The following is an 18,256-nucleotide window of genomic DNA, read 5'->3' as shown; positions in this document are numbered from 1 at the left end:
GCGGGGTTAAGGTCGGGCGTGGCTGAGTTGACTGGGTGGTTGCTTGAGTCCGATCCGGCGTTGCGGTGGCAGGTTGAGCGGGATCTGGTTGGGGCGCCTGAGGCGGTGTGGCGGGAGACTCGGGGGCTTGTCGCGGCTGAGGGGTTTGGGGCTCGGCTGTTGGCTGCGCAGGGGGACGATGGGATGTGGGCCGGTGGGGCCTTCTTTCCCGCTGGGTTTGACGGGGCAGCTGAGGTTGGGCAGCCGTGGACGGCTACCACCTGGTCGTTGACCTCGTTGCGGGAGTGGGGGGTCGACGATTCCGCGCTTGAGGGGACCGTTGGGCTTCTTGAGGCCGGGTGTCGGTGGGAGTACCAGGATCTGCCCTACTGGAGTGGGGAGGTTGACTGCTGCATCAACTCCTGGACGTTGGCCAACGGGGTGTGGCTTGGGGCTGATGTCGAGGGGATTGCTGAGTGGTTTGTGGAGCATCAGCTTGAGGACGGTGGGTGGAACTGCGAGTGGGTTGAGGGGTCCACGCGGTCTTCGTTTCACTCGACGCTCAACTCGTTGAAGGGGTTGTTGGCTCACGAGTTGGCCACCGGGGGGACGGTGGAGAGTCGGCGTGCGCGGGCTGTGGGGGAGGAGTACCTGCTTGTTCGGGACCTCTACAAGCGGTTGTCCACTCAGGAGGTTGTGGGGGCTTGGGTTAGTGAGTTCCGGTCGCCGTTTCGGTGGGGGTACAGCGTGTTGAACGCGATGGACTACTTCCGGGAGGCGGGGCGGAAGGATCCTCGGATGGCTGAGGCCGTTGAGATGATCAGGGCTGCTCGGCAGGCGGATGGGACCTGGTTGCAGGCTGGTCGGCATCCTGGGCGGGTGTGGTTCGAGGTTGATGTGCCTGCTGGGGAGCCGTCCAAGTGGCTCACGTTTTATGCCCTGCGGGTGTTGGAGTGGTGGGATCGTTAGATCCAGCCCTTTGCCCTGGCGAAGCGGGCCGCTTCGTGGCGGTTCGCGGCTGCGGTTTTGCCCACGGCTGAGGAGAGGTAGTTGCGGACTGTGCCTGGGGAGAGGGAGGCTCGGCGGGCTATTTCCTCGATCGGGGCGCCCTCTAGGGCCAGTTCCAGGACGTCTGCTTCTCGTGGTGTTAGTGGGCTGTCGCCGGCGCTGATCGCTTCGGCTGCTAGGGCTGGGTCCACGTAGCGGCCTCCTGTGTGGACGGTTCTGACCACTGTGGCCAGGACGTCTGACGAGACGGTTTTCGGGAGGAAACCCCTTACGCCTGCGGCCAGGGCTCGTTTGAGGTGGCCTGGGCGGCCGTGGCTGGTGACGATCATCGTGGAGCAGGTGGGGAGTTCCACGGCGAGGGACTGGGCTACCGCCACGCCGTCCAGGTCCGGCATCTGCAGGTCGATCACGGCCACGTCCGGGCGGACCACCCTGGCTGTGGCCAAGGCTTCTTTGCCGGTGGCGGCTTGGGCCACCACCTCCAGGTCGTCTTCCAGGGACAGCAGGGCCGCCATGGCGCCCCGGATGAGGTGTTCGTCGTCGGCCAGCAGGATGCGGATCACGGGAGCTCCACGGTCAGGACGAAGCGATGGGGAGCTTCTGGGGCCGCTGTCACGGAGCCGCCCAGGATCGCCACGCGTTCGCGCAGGCCGGTCAGGCCGCTGCCGAAGCGGAACGGTGCGGAGGAGGCGCCGTCGTTGGTCATGGTGAGTTTCCTGCCTCGCAGTGTGATCGTGCACGTGCTGGCCTCGCTGTGGCGCAGGACGTTCGTCACGCCCTCCCGGACGGCCCAGCCCAGGGCGCCCGCCGGCTCGCCGTCGAACGTCACGTCGCCGATCACCCTGCAGTCGATGCCGGCGGAGGCGAGCAGCGAGCGGGCGCCGGCGAGTTCCGCGGAGAGGTCTGCCGTGCGGTAGCCGCTGACGACGGCACGGAGTTCGTCCAGGGAGTCCTGGGCGATCTGGCGGACTTCCAGCATCTCGTCGATGGCGTCGGCGGAACGGTCGCGGCGGGCCAGCTGGGCCGCCAGATCTGCTTTGAGGGCTACGGCGGAGAGGTTGCGGCCCACCACGTCGTGGAGGTCTCGGGCGAAGCGCAGGCGTTCTTCTGCCACGGCGAGGTTCGCGCGCACGTCGCGGCTGCGGTCCAGTTCCCACACGATCCGCAGCATCCACAGGGTCGAACGGAACGCGCCCACCAGGAACTGCAGCATCAGGCTGATGAACAGGGCGTGGCCCGGCGGTGCGGTGAGGAGCATCCAGAGGCCGCCCGCGAGGGCGAGCAGGACGAGGGTGCGCGGGCGCAGCACGGCCGACAGGGTGGTGATCGCCAGGACCAGGAAGATCACCGAGATGCCGTCGCCAGGGCTGTCGGGCTTGCCGGGCAACGGGTCGGGGTAGAAGACCTGCCCGAAGGCCAGCACGACGGCGGTGGCGACGAGGTAGACCGTCAGCAGGCGGCGGGGGAACGGGGTGCGGTCGAGGTGGTACTCGATGCCCAGGTGGACCAGGCGGATGCTCGCGACCACGTAGGCCAGCACCGTCGTGATCAGGACGATCAGCCCGACGGTGCCGACCTCGTTGGCGAAACCGGTGATCAGCAACGGCGGCAGGAACACGTAGCTCAGGTAGAACGTGTAGCGCACGAACAGGTCGAACCGCGCCGCGCTGCCACGGGACCGCCACCAGCCGAGCAAGTTCACCTCCGGGGATCCCACCTGAACCACCGCTGCACAGCGTAGGTGCCCACGACGATCCACACCGCCAGGACGATCAACGGCTTGAGCACGGGGCCGTCCGCCCAGCCTGCGCGGAGCACCTCGAGCACCGGCGTCAGCGGCAGGTACTTGAGCACTGCGGCCAGTCCCTCGGGCAGCGCCGAGAGCGGGAACATCAGGCCGGAGCCGAACAGGCACGCCATCAGGACCGGCAACGACGTCACCTGCGCCATCTCGACGGTTCGGGTGAACGCCGAGGACACCGCGGCGAGCACCGTGAAGACCGCGACGCCACCGAGCACGCCGAGCAGCAGGAACCACGGCCGCGACGGGAGTTCGACGCCGGTGATCACTCCGACGACGACGCAGTACAGCACCATCTGACCCACTGCCACCACTACGGACGGCAGTGACGCGCCGAGCAGGATCTCCGGGTCGGTGAGCTCGCCGACGCGCAGGCGCTTGAGCACGAGCTCCTCGCGCCGGGCGACGAACGTGGTGACGAGGTTGTAGTACACCGCCATCAGCAGCGCGAACCCGATCAGCCCGACGACCAGCGGCACGCCCTCCGCGTCCACCGAGATCAGCACCGGCACCAGCAACAACGGCAGCAGCAGCGAGTTGAACAGCGCGGTCCGGTTGCGCCAGAACAACTTCAGCTCGGCCTGCCCGATGGCCACGGCCCTCATGCCGCCTCCTCCGCGATCGCCAGGAACGCCTCTTCGAGAGACGCCGACCGGGCGTCCAAACCGGACAGTTCCACGTTGTTCTGATGAGCCCACGCAAGGAGCTCGTGCAGCGTCGACTGCAGTTCGTTCGTCCGCACGGTCACGCGGCCCGACGACTCCACCTCGGCCACGACCGGCAGCGGGACACCAGCAGGCGGCACGAACGAGATCCGTGACGGGTACGCGTCCACGACCTCGGACACGGTTCCCTGCGCCACGATCCGGCCGCGGTGCATGATCGCCAACCGGTCGGCCAACGCCTGCGCCTCCTCCAGATAATGCGTGGTCAGCAGCACGGTCACGCCCTCGCGCAACAGAGAACGAATCAGCTCCCACGTGTTGCGCCGGCTCTCCGGGTCGAGTCCGGTGGTCGGCTCGTCGAGGAACAGCACCTCGGGCTTGCCCAGCAACGCGAGCGCCAGGTCCAGCCGCCGCCGCTCCCCGCCGGACAGCTGCTTCACCCGCACCGACGCCCGATGCGCCAGGTCGACGAGCGACAACGCCTCGTCCACCGGCCGCGGCGACGTCAGGGTCCCCGCCCACATCTTCGCGGCCTCGCTCACCGTCAGGTCCGGCGGGAAACCGCCTTCCTGCAACATCACGCCCATCCGCGGCCGCACGGCGGCGCGCTCGCTGAACGGGTCGTGGCCGAGCACACGTACGGACCCCTCAGCCGGACGTGAGAGCCCTTCCACGACCTCCACCGTCGAGGTTTTCCCTGCACCGTTCGTGCCGAGCAGCGCGAACATCTCGCCCCGCTCCACGTCAAAGGACACGCCCCGCACAGCTTCGAACCCTCCGCTGTACCGGCGAGTCAGCCCCCGCACCTCGATCGCTGTCATGACCCAACGATCTCGGGGAAACAGGGTCACCGGCAGTGCGGTCCCACATCAGTTCCCCATGACAGATGTCATGCGCGGAGCACGAGCGCGTCCAGCACCACGGACGCCGGTTCGGACAGGTTCAGCCACGCGACGACGATGCGCTGCCGTTCCTTCGAACGCACCCGGATGACCTGAACGCCTTGCGGGACCAAGGTGGCCAACGGCTCGGGCAACGTCGTGATGCCCGCACCGGACGCCACGAGTTGGAGTTTCGCCAGCCAGTCCCGCGCGATGTGCGCGACGGTCACCCGTTCGTCCAGCCCCGGCCAGACGCCGAAACCGGGCGGTCCCGCGATCCACGCCCAGCCGCGCAGGTCGGCCACGTCGATGAAGTCCTTGTGCGCCAACGGGTGCGTCGACGGCACGGCCAGCAGCAGCTCGCGTTCGTCCAGCACCTTCGTCCGCAACGCCGGCGTCTCGTCGTCCAGCGGAGGGAACGGCGGCTCGCACGCGAGCACCGCGATGTCGACCGTGCGCGCCCGCAAAGCACGAACGAGCGAAGCTGTCGTGCCGTCGCGCGTGGTCACCGTCAACGCCGGATGGCTGCGCCGCAACGACGCCAGCGCCGACGGGACCAGCGTGCCGCCCGCACTGGTGAACCAGCCGAGCCGAACGGTGCCCGCGGTCGCCGGCAGCCCGGACAGCTCACGGCTGGCCGCGTCGAGCTGCGCGAGCACCAGCCCCGCGTGCCGCAGCAGCACGTGCCCGGTGTCGGTCAGCTGCACGCCGTCACGTTGCCGGTCGAGCAACGGCGCGCGCACGACCCGTTCCAGCGCGGCGATCTGCCGGGACACCGCCGACTGCGTGTAGCCCAGCGCGGCGGCCGCGGCGCTCAGCGAGCCCCGCTCGGCCACCTCCTGGAACACCCGCAACGCCACCAGCGGAACCGCAGTCAGGTCCATGGACCAGATGTATACGGGCTACGGGTGGTATCGCCCCTGAATCTCGGTGATCTCCCCGTCGCCGTTGAACGTCAGCCGCGGTGCGTAGGGCGGGTCGGCCTTCGCCAGGAACTCCGAGCGCGTGCACTCGATCGCGCCCATCCCGGTCCATGTCAGCGTGAGGCCTTGCGGCTCACCGCACCCGAACGGCAGGAAGATGACCACGTCGTCGGCGAGCCGCGACACCCGCGTCTCACCGGGCAGTTCGTGAACCATGGTGTTGTTCTCCTCGGCACGCCGGATCTCGCCGTCGACCCACTGCACCGTGCCGTCGGGGTTGATCGCGGTGATCACCGCGACGTCCGTGGTGTCGGGCAACGCCCACCAGATCGCGCCCGCCCCGACCGGAACCGCGGCCAACGCCGCCCAGATCCAACGCTTCACGACGTGTTCGACGCCTCGTGCCGTCCCGAGGTTGCGCAAGGGAGTTGCCGTGATCAGATTAAGGTCGTAATCTAACGGTCGTGCCAAAACACGCGGATCCCGTCGAACGGCGCCGGCAGGTGGTCAATGCCCTCTACCGGGTGGTCGACGCCGAGGGGCTGGACGCGGCGAGCCTGCCCAGGATCGCCAGGGAGCTGAACGCCACCACGGGACTGCTGCAGAAGTACTTCCGCAGCAAGGACGAGCTGCTGCTGTTCGCGCAGGACCAGCTCGTGGAGGAGCTCACCGCACGTGTGCAGGCGGTCCTGGAGCAGGAGGGGAGTCTCCAGGACCGCCTGCACGGCGCCTTGTGCGCCATCGGGCTCGTGGAGGACGCGGCACGCGCACGGGTGTGGCTGGCGTTCGCGGCTCGTGCGGCGGCGAATCCCGTGTTGCTGCAACGGCACGTGGAAGGCGCGCAGCAGATCAGGGATCTGTGCCGGCAAGTGCTGGAAGGCGCGGGCCTGGACGGCGGGGAGGCCGTCGGGCTCGCGGCACTGGTCGACGGGGTGACGGCGCAACGTGCGCTGGAGCCCGAGGTGATGACGGAGGAGACGGCGCGGCGGGTGATCGCGCGCCACCTCGAACGACTGTGGGGGAGCACGTGACACTGGGATTGGTGGCGGCGCTGGCAGGCCTGGCGCTGCTCGACTCGACGAGCATCGGGACGTTGTTCATCCCGATCTGGCTGATGCTCACGCCGGGGCGGCTGAAACTGAGCAGGTTCGCCGTCTACCTCGGCACGATCACCGTCTTCTACTTCGCCGTCGGCATCGTGATCGTGCTCGGCGCCACGCAACTTGCCGGCCACCTCGACAACCAGGTGGCCTACTGGATCCAGCTGGTGATCGGCGTGGCCCTGTTCGCGATCAGCTTCCGCTTCGACAGCAAGAAGAAGACCAACACGGGGAAGTGGCAGAACCGCATCAACGCCAACGGGTCCGCGACGGCGCTCGCCGGTGTCGCGGTGCTGGCGGGTGTGGTCGAGCTCGCGACGATGCTGCCGTACCTGGGCGCGATCGGGATGATGAGCGCCGCCGAGCTGAACGCGGGCCAGATCGGGCTGCTGCTCGCCGGATACTGCCTGGTCATGATCGTGCCGGCGCTGCTGCTGCTCGGCGGGCGGCTCGCGTTGCGGGCGAGGATCGAGCCGTTCCTCACGAGGATCAGCACCTGGTTCGCGGAGAAGGGGGCGAGCGCGACGGGCTGGATTCTCGGCATCGCCGGGTTCCTGGTCGCACGCGATGCCGTCGCCCGGCTGTTCCTCCTGTGAACCATTTGGTCCAGTTGGCTGAACGACCCGGTTTCGTTTTCCTCCTACACTCGCCAGGATGACTGGGCTGGACGATCCGAGAAGATCGGTCCCGCGCGAACTGGCGCCGTTGCTCCGAATGGAAGTGGCGCCCGTTTCGGTGAGCATTTTCGAGGCGATCGAGAAATCTATTCCGGAATACAGCACGTTCCGGGACAACGTGGTGGACGGAATCCGGCAGGCGTTGGTGAAGTTCGTCGACCGCATCGCCGCGCCGGATTCCGAGCCCGATCCGCACGACGACATCCACCGCAAGCTCGGCGCGTGGGAGTTCAAGTCCGGCCGCAGCCTCGACAGCCTCCAGGCCGCCTACCGGATCGGCGCGCGGGTGGCGTGGCGGCACGTCTGCGGGTTCGCCGAGCGGCGCGAGCTGTCGCTGCGCCTCATGTCGGTGCTGGGTGAGGCGATGATCGCCCACGTCGACGAACTGGTCAGCCTGTCGGTCGAGGGATACGCCGCCGCCCAGGCGAGCGCGGCGGGCACGCTGGAACGCAAGCGGCGCAAGCTGATGGAGCTGCTCGTCGGCGATCCCGCGAACAACTGGCAGGCCGTGCTCGACGCGGCGAGGGCGGCGTCCTGGCCGATGCCCGACCGGCTCGTGGCCGTCGCGCTGGAGCCGTCCGCCGCGCCCGCGGACGACCTGCCGGCCGACGTGCTGGTCAACTTCGAGGACGCCACCCCGTACCTGTTGGTGCCGAACCCGGCCGCGGTGCCGCGCTGGTTGCGCGGAGCCCTGCCGGGGTGGCGCGCGGCGGTCGGCCTGCCGGTGCCGCCGCAGGACGCGCCCAGGTCACTGGCCTGCGCACGCCGCGTGCTCGCCCTCTCCCACGAAAAGGTGCTGCCCGACAAACCCGTGCTGGACTGCGCCGACCACCTCGTCGAACTGACCGTGCTCGCGGACGAGTTCCTGGCCAGGCAGCTCGCCGAACGGGCGCTGGCGCCGCTGGCCCCGCTCACCGACCTGCAACGCACCAAGCTCGCCGAGACGCTGCTGGTGTGGCTGTCGGCACGGGGTGGGGCGCCCGAGGTCGCCGCCCGGCTGAAGGTCCACCCGCAGACCGTGCGGTACCGCGTGAACCAATTGGACGAACTGTTCGGAGACCGAATGCACGACGCCGAGGAACGGTTCACCCTCGAACTGGCCCTGCGCGCGCACTATTTGTTGCTGCGCGACTGACAAACGGCCGGAAGTCATTTCGTACGCGGGTGACAAAAGACGGTTTTTGCTTGCTTTGCCGAATCAAAGCTGGCTACTTTACTGGCGAGTAAAGCAACACCGCCTTCTTGCAGTTCAATGACGTACTCAGGAGGTCCCTGCAGATGAAGACCGGACTTTTCGCGCGCGCCGCCGCCGTCGTTCTGGTTGCCGGAGCGCTGAGCGTGACGACGGCCGGCACCAGTTCCGCCGCGACCGCCTCGCTGAACATCACCTACGTGTGCGAGTTCTCGATCACCGGCACGCACGACATGCCGACCGTGGTCACCTCGCCGGACGCGCCGGACTCCGCCACCGTCGGGGTGCCGACCGCGGCGGCCTCGACCACGGTGACCACCACCGTGTCGGACGACATCCGCAACACGCTGTGGTGGATCGGCGGCCGCTCCGTCGACGGCACGCTGAGCACCAGCATCACGGTGACCAACGGGAGCAGCGTCCAGAACCTGACGGCGACGTCGACCATCCCGAACACCGCGGTTCCCGGTTCGGGCACGTTCCAGGTCGTCGCCACCGGCACGCTGCCGGCGCTCACGCTCGCCAACGCGGGCACGGCGTCGATCTCGCTGGGCAACGCGACGCTCGCGCTGACGCCCCGCTACGCCAACGGCGACCCGACGTGGATCGGTACCGTCAACTCGCCTTGCACGGTCAAGGCCGGTCAGGCCACCAAGTTCCACGAGTTCCCGGTGGCGTAAGGCTCATCCCGTGATGGGATGACGGCATGGAGCTCCAGCAACTGGTGGACCGCATCACCTCAGAGGTCACGCCAGGTGGCGCCTCAGCCGACTACATCCCCGCACTGGCCAGGATCGACCCGCACGCCTTCGGCCTCGCCGTCGCCACCCTGGACGGCGAGGTCTTCGGCGCGGGGGACTACGACAGGCCGTTCTCGATCCAGAGCATCTCCAAGGCGTTCATGCTCGCTCTGGCCCTCGCCGAGAACGACGACGTGTGGACCCGCGTCGGCCGTGAGCCGTCCGGGTCACCGTTCAACTCGCTGGTCCAGCTGGAGACCGAGCAGGGCATCCCGCGCAACCCGTTCATCAACGCGGGCGCCGTCGTCGTCACCGACCACCTCGGCCTCGGCGCCGCCGACCGGCTGCTCGCGTTCCTGCGCCAGGAGAGCGGCAACCCGCGGATCGATGTCGACCCCGAGGTCGCCAAGTCGGAGATGGACCACAGCGACCGCAACCGTGCGCTCGCGCACTTCATGGCCTCCTACGGCAACATGCGCAACCCCGTCGACGTCGTGCTGCACGAGTACGTGCGGCAGTGCTCGATCGCGATGAGCTGCGCTGATCTTGCCCGCGCCACCCTCTTCCTCGCCCGCCACGGCGTCCGCAACGACGGCACCCGGCTGCTCGGCGTCAGCGGCGCGAAACGCGTCAACGCCGTGATGCTCACGTGCGGCACCTACGACGCCGCCGGCCAGTTCGCCTACCGCGTCGGCCTGCCCGGCAAGAGCGGTGTCGGCGGCGGGATCATCGCCGTCGTCCCCGGGAAGTGCGCGATCTGCGTCTGGAGCCCAGGATTGGACGCGCGGGGCAACTCTCTCGCGGGCGTGGACGCCTTGGACCGATTCACCACGTCCACGGGCTGGTCAGTGTTCTGACTGATGGTAGGAAGACGGGGTGAGCACAACGGGGAACGCACTGGCACTGGCGGAAGACGAGGTCGTGACCCTCGTCAGTGAGCTGATCAGGATCGACACGACGAACACGGGTGATCCCGCGACGGTCGTGGGGGAGCGCAAAGCCGCCGAGTGGGTGGCGGAGAAGCTCTCCGAGGTCGGCTACGAGACGACCTATGTGGAGTCCGGGGCCAAGGGCCGCGGCAACGTCGTCGCGCGCCTGCAAGGGGCCGACCCCAGCCGTGGCGCCCTGCTCGTGCACGGTCACCTCGACGTCGTGCCCGCCGACGCCTCCGAGTGGTCGGTGCACCCGTTCTCCGGGGCCGTGCAGGACGGGTACGTGTGGGGCCGCGGCGCCGTCGACATGAAGGACATGGTCGGCATGACGCTGGCCTTGGCCCGGCACTTCAAGCGCAACAACGTCGTGCCGCCGCGCGACATCGTGTTCGCGTTCCTCGCCGACGAGGAGGCGGGCGGCCTCTACGGCGCGAAGTGGCTGGTGGAGAACCGGCCGGAGCTGTTCGAGGGCGTCACCGAGGCGATCAGCGAGGTCGGCGGCTTCTCGATCACGCTCAAGGACGACGTCCGCGCGTACCTCGTTGAGACGGCCGAGAAGGGCATCCGCTGGCTCAAGCTGCGGGTGAAGGGCACCGCCGGCCACGGCAGCATGATCCACCGCGACAACGCGGTCGCGAAGCTCGCCGCCGCCGTCACCAAGCTCGACCAGCACCAGTGGCCGCTGATCATCCGCCCGTCCGTGCGCGAGTTCCTCGACGGCGTCACCGAGATCACCGGCCTCGAGTTCCCCGACGACGACATCGAGGGCTCGATCGGCAAGCTCGGCGCGCTGTCGCGGATGATCGGCGCGACGCTGCGCGACACCGCGAACCCGACCATGCTCTCCGCCGGGTACAAGGCGAACGTCATCCCGTCGACCGCCGAGGCCACTGTGGACTGCCGGATCCTGCCGGGCCGCGAGGAGGCGTTCGACCGCGAGCTCGCCGAGCTCCTCGGACCCGACGTGGAACGGGAGTGGGTCGGCCTGCCGCCGGTCGAGACGACGTTCGACGGCGCACTGGTGGACGCGATGACGGCGTCGCTGCTCGCCGAGGACCCTGGCGCCCGCGTGCTGCCGTATATGCTCTCCGGCGGCACGGACGCCAAGTCGTTCCAGACCCTCGGCATCCGCAACTTCGGCTTCTCGCCGCTGAAGCTGCCCGCCGACCTCGACTTCTCCGGGCTCTTCCACGGCGTGGACGAGCGCGTGCCGGTGGACGCCCTGAAGTTCGGCGTCCGGGTTCTCGACCGATTCCTGCGCAACAGCTGAGGAGTGGTGTCGTGTCCACTGTGGATTTGACCGGTCAGGTCGCGCTGGTCACCGGCGGAGCGCGGGGCATCGGCTCCGCCGTCGTGCACCGGCTCGCGAAGCTCGGCGCGCAGGTGGCGGTGCTCGATCTCGACGCCGCCGGCGCGCACCGGGTCGCGTCCGCGGTGGGCGGCATCGCCATCGCCGGTGACGTCGCCGATCCCGAGACCATGCCCGCGGTCGTGGAGCAGGTCGAGAAGGAGTTCGGACGCCTCGACGTCGTGCTCCTCAACGCCGGGATCGGTGGCGGGCAGACCGGAGTGGACGACGCCCTGGACGTCGCCCGCTACCGCAAGCTGGTCGGCGTCAACGTCGACCACGTCGTCTACGGGCTCTGCGCCGCCGTCCCCGCGCTGCGGCGGCAGGGCGGCGGGAAGATCGTGATCACGGCGTCGCTCGCCGGGCTGACGGCCATGCCCGCCGATCCGCTGTACACGCTGACCAAGCACGCGGTCGTCGGGTACGCACGGGCGGCGGGCAAGGCACTGGCCGGGGACAACATCACGGTCTCCGCGCTGTGTCCCGGGTTCGTCGACACGTTGCTGCTGGGCGCGGCGAAGGAGGAGTTCAACTCCGTCGCCTTCCCGCTGCTGACGCCGTCCGACGTCGCCGAGGCGCTGCAGACCGTGCTGGCACAGGGCGAACCGGGGGAGGCCTGGATCATCCAGCCCGGCGGGAGGGCGACGGCGTACGACTTCCGCGGCGTGCCGGGCGTCGGTGGCGGGAAGATGCCGCCCGAAGTGGTGCTCGGCCGCATTTAGGGCGTGTCCTGGAACCGGGTTGTCTCGTTAGGACGAACAGACGACACGGCGAAAGGACAGCGCATGGTGCGGCTGGAGGACGGGACCGAGCTCAACGTGATGCGCGCGGGGGATCCCGAGGCACCCGTGACGGTCGTGCTCGCGCACGGCTACGCGCTCGACCACCGCAGCTGGCACAAGGTTGTCGAGCAGCTGAGTCAGGACTTCCAGGTCATCGCCTACGACCACCGCGGTCACGGCAAGTCGGGCGGCGCGTCCAAGGAGACCGCCACGATCGACCAGCTCGGGGAGGACCTGGGCGAACTGATCGAACGCGCGGTGCCGCAGGGGCAGATCGTCATCGCCGGGCACTCGATGGGCGGCATGGCGGCGCTCGCGATGGCCGAACGCCGGCCGCGGCTGTTCCGGCAGAGGGTGCTGGGCAACGTGTTCGTGTCCACGGCGGCGAGCGGCATGTCCGAGACGACGCTCGCGTGGCCCAAGGCGGTCGGCAAGCTCGTGCGGGAGCTGGAACGGGCGTTCGGCCCGATCGTGCGCGCGGTGCGGGAGAAGATCGAGCCGACCAAGACCGCCGGGCTGCGGTGGTGGCTGTTCGGCGACCAGCCGGCCGCCGAGGACGTGGAACTGACCGCGGACATGGTGTGGGGGCACTGGCCGGAGACCATCGCGTTGTTCCGGCCCGCCGTCGACCGCTACGACCGCGAGGCCGGGCTCACCGTGGCCAAGGAGAAGGCCGTGGTCGCCGTCGTGGGCGACGAGGACCGGCTTGTGCCCGAGTCCGACGCCGTGAAGTTCGGCGGAACGTCGGTCGTGCTGGCCGACGCCGGACATATGCTTCCGCTCGAACGACCGGCGGAGCTCGCGAACCTGATCCGCGAGGTGGCCGCGAAGGCATAGCTGGGGGCTGGTGCGTGCAGTACCTCGAACCGCGCACGGACGTGCCCGCGAAGGACGACTGGTCCACCGGCCTGATCCTGCAGGACCTGCGCTGGGGCGCGACGACGCTGGGCGGCATCGCCGTCGTGACGGGCGCCTTCGGCGTGGCCTGCCTGTTCCTTGCCACCACACCCGGCAACGTCGGCGCGATGGTCGTGCTGTTCCTGGTCACGTTCCTGTTCGGGCTCGGCCCGCTGATGTACCGGTCGGAGACCAGGGCCCTGCGGCGCGGCCTGCTCGAGCAGCCGTGGCGACGAGTCCCGGCCACGGTCGTGGAGAAGCAGGACGACGACCTGCATGACCGTCTGCTGCTCGGCGACGGCACGGTGCTGAAGGGCTGGTTCCAGGACCTGCCGGACATGGTGCTGGAACGGCAGGAGGTCTTCGTCTGCGGTCCTGACGCGTCCGGCAAGGCCGTTGTCAGGGCGGCCGGGTTCGCGAAGCTGGAGAACGCCAAGGTCGGTAAGGCTGAGGACCATCCGGCACGGGAGCGCGTCGAACGTCCGCTGGGCAGGCCGCTCGACGACGCGGCCACCATGAAGGCCTACAAGGGCATGTGGTGGGGCGTTCGGTCGTGGTTGTGGGCGGCCGTGCCCGCGGGACTCGGGGGAGTGCTGGTCCTGCTCAGCCTGTTCCCGCTCGCCCCGGCCGGGCTGGCCGTGGGCGGGCTCATGACGGCGCTAGGGCTGCTGGGCGTCCCGACGGCGATCGAGATCAGCCGCTGGTACCGCGACGCCGTGAAGGCCGTCGAGAACTCGGCGCAGTGGACGCCGGTGGCGATCACGCTGTTCCCGTGGAAGTCCAACCAGAACGTCGCCGGGCTGGCGCAGATGCCCGGCGGGCTCGCGCTCGTTCAGTTCGTGATCCCGGACCTGAACGTGGTGGCGAACATCGCCGACACCGGCGTCATGTGGATCGCCGGGACGCACGGTGATGTGATCGCGGTGGGCGTGCCGAGGGTGCCGGTGCTGACGTTCGCCGCGGTCCAGCCGGATCGGGACACCCCGAAGGAGGACCCGATCCCCTGGATCCAGCGGTTCCACCAACCGGACTTCAGCGGCCTGCCGCGCTAGACCTGCGCCTTCCCGGCGGCCGGCCGAAGAGCCGGACGTGCTCGTCGACCAGCCAGTCCTTCAGCGGCGCCCACTCCGGGTGGTGGTTGAGCACCAGGAGGCGGTGCATCCACCAGTTCGGGTCGTCGTGGCGGGGGAACGCGGCGAGCCACCCGGCCCGCTGCTCCGCCGTGAGACCCCAGAGGTGGGCCAGCTGGCCCTCGGCGTCCGTGTCGAGCTGGGCGGTGACCCGGCCGTCCTCGGTGTGCCATTCCGCGCGGAGTTCGCGCAGGACGGCTATGGCGCGTTCGTCACCTTCCTCGGCGGTGACGACCACTGTGTGCAGGCCCTGCGCCGCGGCTTCGGCGAGCAGGGCACGGGCGGACGTTTCGTCGTGCGGCAGTGCGCTGTGAGCGACCCCGACTTCGTGCGGCACGAGCTCCATGACCCAGAATCTGATCACATCTACAACCAGTTCGGTGGATTTTATTGCTTCAGTGTTGACTGAAGACTCACCTTCCCGCCGTTGGTCGCCGTAGTTGCTCAAACGTTGTTGTAAGGCTCGGACGCATCGACACCACACAACGTTTTCGCACTACAAATACGGTCGAGAGGAAAGGTGAGTGGTGGTGTTCAGCAGAGAGGCCTCGGCTCCACGCCGGGGAAGTAGTGCTCCCAGTGCCGACTGGACAGGTGCGCCGTCGTAGTGGTGCACACGCGGGTCGCGGTCGCCTCGACGTCGAGGTCCCAGACGCGGACGGTGCGGTCCGCGCCTCCCGTCGCGAGCGTCCGGTTGTCCGGCGCGAAGGCCACGCCCCACACCCGTTCGGTGTGACCGTGCAGCACTGCCCGGACCTGGGGGTTCCGGGGATCGCTCACGTCCCACACGCGGACGACGTCATCGGTCGTGCCGGCCGCGACGAGGGTGCCGTCAGGGGAGACGGCCAGGCGCTGCAACGGGCCGCCGTCGTTGGGCAGGGACGCGAGCTTGCGCGGCTGTGCGGGATCGCTGATGTCGTACAGCGCGCCGCTCGCGCCCTGGTTCGCGAACACCATGACGTCGCCGTGGATCACGACGGTGAACACCTCGTCGCGGCCCGCCTGCCCGCCGCGGCGGATGGGGTCGGGGTTGTCGTCGGTCTTGAGCGCCGGGTACGCCCGCGGCTTCGCGGGATCGCTGACGTCCCAGAGCTGGAGCTCCCGGCTGCCGCTCGCGATCACCAGCGTGCGGTCGTCCTCGGAGAGCTCGACCTGCCAGACGGTGTCGGTCTTGGGAACGCTGAATCCGCCCATCTTGACCGGCGCTGCCGGGTCGGAGACGTTCCAGAGCCCGATCACGCCGTCGTCCTCGGCGGCGACGAGCATCTTGCCGTCGTGGCTGAACGTGGCGCCGACGATCGGGACGTTCGAGGTGATCGCCTTGGTCAGCAGGCGCGGCTTGGCCGGGTCGCCGACGTCCCACAGGGCCGCGGTGGTCGTGGACGACGAGAACAGGACGTTGCCGGTGGGACTGATGTCGAGCGTCATCGTCTCGTCGTCGGGGGCGAACACGGGCAGCGTGGAGATCTCCTCGGCGTGCCGGTCGTCCGGCCGCCACAGCTTGATGGCGCCGTCCTCGGCGACGGTCGCGAAGTACCGTCCCTGCTTGTCGTAGTCGAGCTTCCACACGGTGTGCTTGTGCCGCGGGTAGGTCAGGTTGGCCAGGTCGAGCACCCTGACCTCGGCGTCCGTGGTGGCGGTGACCATCCTGCGCGAGTCGGAGCTGAAGGTCACCGACCCCAGGGCGTCCGTGTGCCCGCCCAGGACCGAGGCGATCCGGACGTCGCGGGGGTCGGTGACGTTCCACAGCCGCATCGTCTTGTCGCCGCCGCCGCTGGCGAGGAACCTGCCGTCGGGGGAGAACGCGACCGCGTGGACCGAGAAGGAGTGGCCGCTCGCGATGCTGAGCAACGCGGGAGCGCGCTGGTCGGTGACGTCCCACAGGCGCACGTCGCCGTTGTCGGTACCGGTGGCGATCGTCCGGCCGTCGGGGGAGAAGGAGACGCCGTCGACCGCGTACTCGCCGGGGGTGGCGTCGATGACGGACAGCGGGGTGCCGGTCGACAGCTCCCAGAGCTTGACCGTGCCGTCCCACGACGCCGAGGCGATGGTGGTCCCATCACGGTTCAGTGAGATCCCGTGCACGTTCCCGTTGTGGGCCTGGATGGTGCGCACGAGCGTGGCGGGGCCGGAGATGTCCCAGATCCTGATGGTCTTGTCCTGGCCGCCGCTGACGAGCGAGCGGCCGTCCGGGGTGAACTGGACTGCCTGCACCTGGCCCTCGTGTCCGGAGACACGGGCCTTCTCGACGGGTCTGCGCGGGTCGGTGACGTCGAACAGGCGGATCAGGCCGTCCCAGCCCGCGGCGGCGATCGTCCTGCTGTCCGGGCTGAACGCCATGCCGTGGGTGGCGTTGCCGCCGGCGTGCACGCGCCCGAGCTCGCTGGGGTGGAAGGGGTCGGTGAAGTCCCAGACGATCATCGTCCGGTCGTCGGCCGCGGTGGCGAGGAGCTTGCCGTCCGGGCTGAACACGGCGAACGACGCCGTCTCCTGGTGCCCTCGCACGACGGTGACCTGGGGTGCGGCGAAGGTGCTGAGCAGGGCGTCGCGGGCCGCGGGCAGCCCGGTGAGGCGGTAGGCGGCCAGGCGCAACTGGCTCGCGAGGCTGGGGTCGCGGTCCTGCAGGCTGTTCGCCTCGGCGATGGCCTTCTGGGCGAGCGCGATGGTGCGTTGTTCCGTGGTCTGGCGCTGGGCTCGTACGGCGAACACGGACGCGGTGGTGGCTACGAGCAGCAGCACGGCGAGCAGTGCGACGACTCGGCGGAGGTTGGTGGTGCGGCGCTTCTCGGTGGCGAGGCCGTGTTCGACCGCGGCTTTGCTGGCGTCGAGGAACGCCTGCTCGTCGGCGTTGAGAGCGCCGGGTTCGCGCTGCACCCACTCCGTGGCCTGGGTGAGCGGCGCGCCCCGGTAGAGGGAGCCGGGGTCGCGGCCGTGAGCCTCCCAGTCGGCGGCCGCGGCGGTGAGCCGGCGGTGCACGCGCAGGTCGTCGCGTGCTTCGGCGATCCAGTCGCGCAGGCGGGGCCAGCTGCGGATGACGGCTTCGTGGCTGATCTCGGCGCTGTCGTCGTGGACGGTGAGGATGCGCGCTTTCGCGAGGTGCTCGACGACGTCGTCCGCGCCGAGCTCGGACCGTTTGACGTGGCGTTTGGTGTCCTCGGTGCCTTCGCCGGGGGTGATCAGGCGCAGGAACACCTGGCGCGCCTGGGCTTGCTGCCGTTCGTCGAGTCCGGTGTAGGCGTTCTCGGCGGTGTTGGCGATCGCGCGGGCGATGCCGCCGCTCTCGTGGTAGCTGGTGAGCGTGAGGGTGTTGCCGCGCTTGCGTTGCCACGTCTCGAGCAGCGCGTGGCTGACGTGGGGCAGGACTCCCGGTTCGCCGGTGGCGTCGGCGATGAGGCGGGCGACGAGTCCGGTCTCGAGCGCGCAGCCGACCTCGACGGCGGGCTGGGTGATGGCCTTGCGCAGCTCGTCGGTGCTCATCGGACCCACCAGGACCTGGGCCTCCTCGACGGCGTCGAGGAGGGCGGGGTGCCGGGCGCAGTGGCCGTAGAAGTCGGCGCGCAGGCCGATGACGGTCTGGCCGTCGCGTGCGGTGAGCGCCGCGATGAACTCGTCGCGGTGGGGGAGCGCGAAGATCTCCTCGAACTGGTCGACGACCAGCAGGCCCGCTGTCTCCGGGATCGTCTCCGAGGTGCTCGGCGTGATCAGCTCGCCGGGTTTGCTGGCCAGCAGACCGGCCCTGAGCAGCGACGACTTGCCGGAGCCTGACGCGCCGATGACCAGCACGGTGGCGTGCTGGTCGAGTTTGGTGAGCAGCTTGCCGACGAGCCGCTCCCGCCCGAAGAAGCGGTCGGCGTCGTGCTCGGTGAACGCCTTGAGGCCGACGTAGGGGGAGTCGGCCGCGGGGGAGGGCTGCTCGGTCTCGCCGATCTCGCGCCAGCGCCGTTCCCAGGTCTCCTCGTCACCACCGCAGGCCCGGACGAACGCGAGCGCCACGGCGAGGCTCGGCAGCCGCTGGCCGCGGGCGGCGTCGGCGAGGGTGCTGGCGGAGTAGTGGCTGAGCTTGCCGAGTTCGCGGTAGCCGGGGGAGCCGGCCTTCTCGCGGAGCCTGCGCAGGTCGAAGGCGAACTGTTCGACGGGCCCGGCGAACGGGTCGAGCGGTTTCTCCGGGCGGGGCATGACGGTGATTGTTTCATCTGCGTAC

At 69.4% G+C, this 18,256-nt stretch carries 18 protein-coding genes; 10 read left to right on the top strand and 8 right to left on the bottom strand.

Features of this window, described 5'->3' with window-relative positions; translation table 11 throughout:
• Positions 1 to 27: 27 nt before the first annotated feature.
• A complete protein-coding gene (locus ACH413_RS06465; RefSeq protein WP_360037275.1) occupies positions 28 to 948 on the top strand; it encodes a squalene cyclase in 921 nt (306 codons plus the stop codon).
• On the opposite strand, the gene ACH413_RS06460 is transcribed toward ACH413_RS06465, so the two are convergent.
• The 6 genes from ACH413_RS06460 to ACH413_RS06435 form a co-directional block, all read right to left on the bottom strand.
• Positions 945 to 1,550 carry a response regulator transcription factor gene (locus ACH413_RS06460; RefSeq protein ID WP_360036914.1) on the bottom strand — a complete coding sequence of 202 codons (606 nt, stop codon included), beginning with the start codon at positions 1,548 to 1,550 and terminating at the stop codon, positions 945 to 947. The two genes, ACH413_RS06465 and ACH413_RS06460, sit on opposite strands and share 4 nt — an antisense overlap.
• Positions 1,547 to 2,713, bottom strand: coding sequence for a histidine kinase (locus tag ACH413_RS06455; protein WP_360036911.1), 1,167 nt, complete (start codon positions 2,711 to 2,713; stop codon positions 1,547 to 1,549). The genes ACH413_RS06460 and ACH413_RS06455 overlap by 4 nt, the downstream gene beginning before the upstream one ends.
• Positions 2,686 to 3,393, bottom strand: coding sequence for an ABC transporter permease (locus ACH413_RS06450; RefSeq protein WP_360036905.1), 708 nt, complete (start codon positions 3,391 to 3,393; stop codon positions 2,686 to 2,688). The genes ACH413_RS06455 and ACH413_RS06450 overlap by 28 nt, the downstream gene beginning before the upstream one ends.
• A complete protein-coding gene (locus tag ACH413_RS06445; protein WP_360036902.1) occupies positions 3,390 to 4,274 on the bottom strand; it encodes an ABC transporter ATP-binding protein in 885 nt (294 codons plus the stop codon). The genes ACH413_RS06450 and ACH413_RS06445 overlap by 4 nt, the downstream gene beginning before the upstream one ends.
• 68 nt (positions 4,275 to 4,342) lie before the next feature.
• The gene (locus ACH413_RS06440; protein ID WP_360036899.1) at positions 4,343 to 5,218 is read right to left on the bottom strand and encodes a LysR family transcriptional regulator; all 876 of its coding nucleotides are present in this window, start codon (positions 5,216 to 5,218) and stop codon (positions 4,343 to 4,345) included.
• 18 nt (positions 5,219 to 5,236) lie between these two features.
• Positions 5,237 to 5,641, bottom strand: coding sequence for a hypothetical protein (locus tag ACH413_RS06435; protein ID WP_360036896.1), 405 nt, complete (start codon positions 5,639 to 5,641; stop codon positions 5,237 to 5,239).
• A gap of 80 nt (positions 5,642 to 5,721) precedes the next feature.
• Between ACH413_RS06435 and ACH413_RS06430 the strand changes: the two genes are divergently transcribed.
• The 9 genes from ACH413_RS06430 to ACH413_RS06390 all read left to right on the top strand — a co-directional run bounded on the left by ACH413_RS06430 (position 5,722) and on the right by ACH413_RS06390 (position 13,977).
• Complete coding sequence (locus ACH413_RS06430; protein WP_360036893.1) at positions 5,722 to 6,288, top strand: TetR family transcriptional regulator C-terminal domain-containing protein; 567 nt, start codon at positions 5,722 to 5,724, stop codon at positions 6,286 to 6,288.
• Positions 6,285 to 6,953: a GAP family protein gene (locus ACH413_RS06425; protein WP_360036890.1), complete on the top strand. Its 669-nt coding sequence runs from the start codon at positions 6,285 to 6,287 to the stop codon at positions 6,951 to 6,953. The genes ACH413_RS06430 and ACH413_RS06425 overlap by 4 nt, the downstream gene beginning before the upstream one ends.
• A gap of 58 nt (positions 6,954 to 7,011) precedes the next feature.
• A complete protein-coding gene (locus tag ACH413_RS06420; protein WP_360036887.1) occupies positions 7,012 to 8,169 on the top strand; it encodes a helix-turn-helix domain-containing protein in 1,158 nt (385 codons plus the stop codon).
• A 143-nt stretch (positions 8,170 to 8,312) separates the two neighbouring features.
• Positions 8,313 to 8,906 (top strand): DUF6801 domain-containing protein, encoded by a 594-nt coding sequence (locus tag ACH413_RS06415; protein ID WP_360036884.1) that lies wholly within the window; start codon positions 8,313 to 8,315, stop codon positions 8,904 to 8,906.
• A gap of 26 nt (positions 8,907 to 8,932) precedes the next feature.
• Positions 8,933 to 9,823 (top strand): glutaminase, encoded by an 891-nt coding sequence (locus ACH413_RS06410; RefSeq protein ID WP_360036881.1) that lies wholly within the window; start codon positions 8,933 to 8,935, stop codon positions 9,821 to 9,823.
• Between the two features lie 19 nt (positions 9,824 to 9,842).
• Positions 9,843 to 11,168 carry a M20/M25/M40 family metallo-hydrolase gene (locus ACH413_RS06405; RefSeq protein ID WP_360036879.1) on the top strand — a complete coding sequence of 442 codons (1,326 nt, stop codon included), beginning with the start codon at positions 9,843 to 9,845 and terminating at the stop codon, positions 11,166 to 11,168.
• Between the two features lie 11 nt (positions 11,169 to 11,179).
• A complete protein-coding gene (locus ACH413_RS06400) occupies positions 11,180 to 11,968 on the top strand; it encodes an SDR family oxidoreductase (RefSeq protein WP_360036876.1) in 789 nt (262 codons plus the stop codon).
• Between the two features lie 63 nt (positions 11,969 to 12,031).
• On the top strand, positions 12,032 to 12,865 hold the full coding sequence (locus tag ACH413_RS06395) for an alpha/beta hydrolase (protein WP_360036873.1): 834 nt from the start codon (positions 12,032 to 12,034) through the stop codon (positions 12,863 to 12,865).
• A 14-nt stretch (positions 12,866 to 12,879) separates the two neighbouring features.
• Positions 12,880 to 13,977 carry a hypothetical protein gene (locus ACH413_RS06390; protein WP_360036870.1) on the top strand — a complete coding sequence of 366 codons (1,098 nt, stop codon included), beginning with the start codon at positions 12,880 to 12,882 and terminating at the stop codon, positions 13,975 to 13,977.
• Here ACH413_RS06390 and ACH413_RS06385 read toward each other — a convergent pair.
• Together ACH413_RS06385 and ACH413_RS06380 are read right to left on the bottom strand one after the other, a co-directional pair.
• The gene (locus tag ACH413_RS06385) at positions 13,958 to 14,401 is read right to left on the bottom strand and encodes a hypothetical protein (protein WP_360036868.1); all 444 of its coding nucleotides are present in this window, start codon (positions 14,399 to 14,401) and stop codon (positions 13,958 to 13,960) included. The genes ACH413_RS06390 and ACH413_RS06385 overlap by 20 nt on opposite strands.
• 188 nt (positions 14,402 to 14,589) lie before the next feature.
• Entirely contained in the window at positions 14,590 to 18,231 is a 3,642-nt protein-coding gene (locus ACH413_RS06380; protein WP_360036865.1) for a helix-turn-helix domain-containing protein, read from the bottom strand.
• Positions 18,232 to 18,256: the final 25 nt, after the last annotated feature.

The organism is Lentzea sp. NPDC020367 (genome assembly GCF_044387305.1).
Taxonomy (GTDB): domain Bacteria; phylum Actinomycetota; class Actinomycetes; order Mycobacteriales; family Pseudonocardiaceae; genus Lentzea.
The sequence above is the reverse complement of the archived record's forward strand: the minus strand, read 5'-3'. Positions and strand labels throughout refer to the sequence as shown.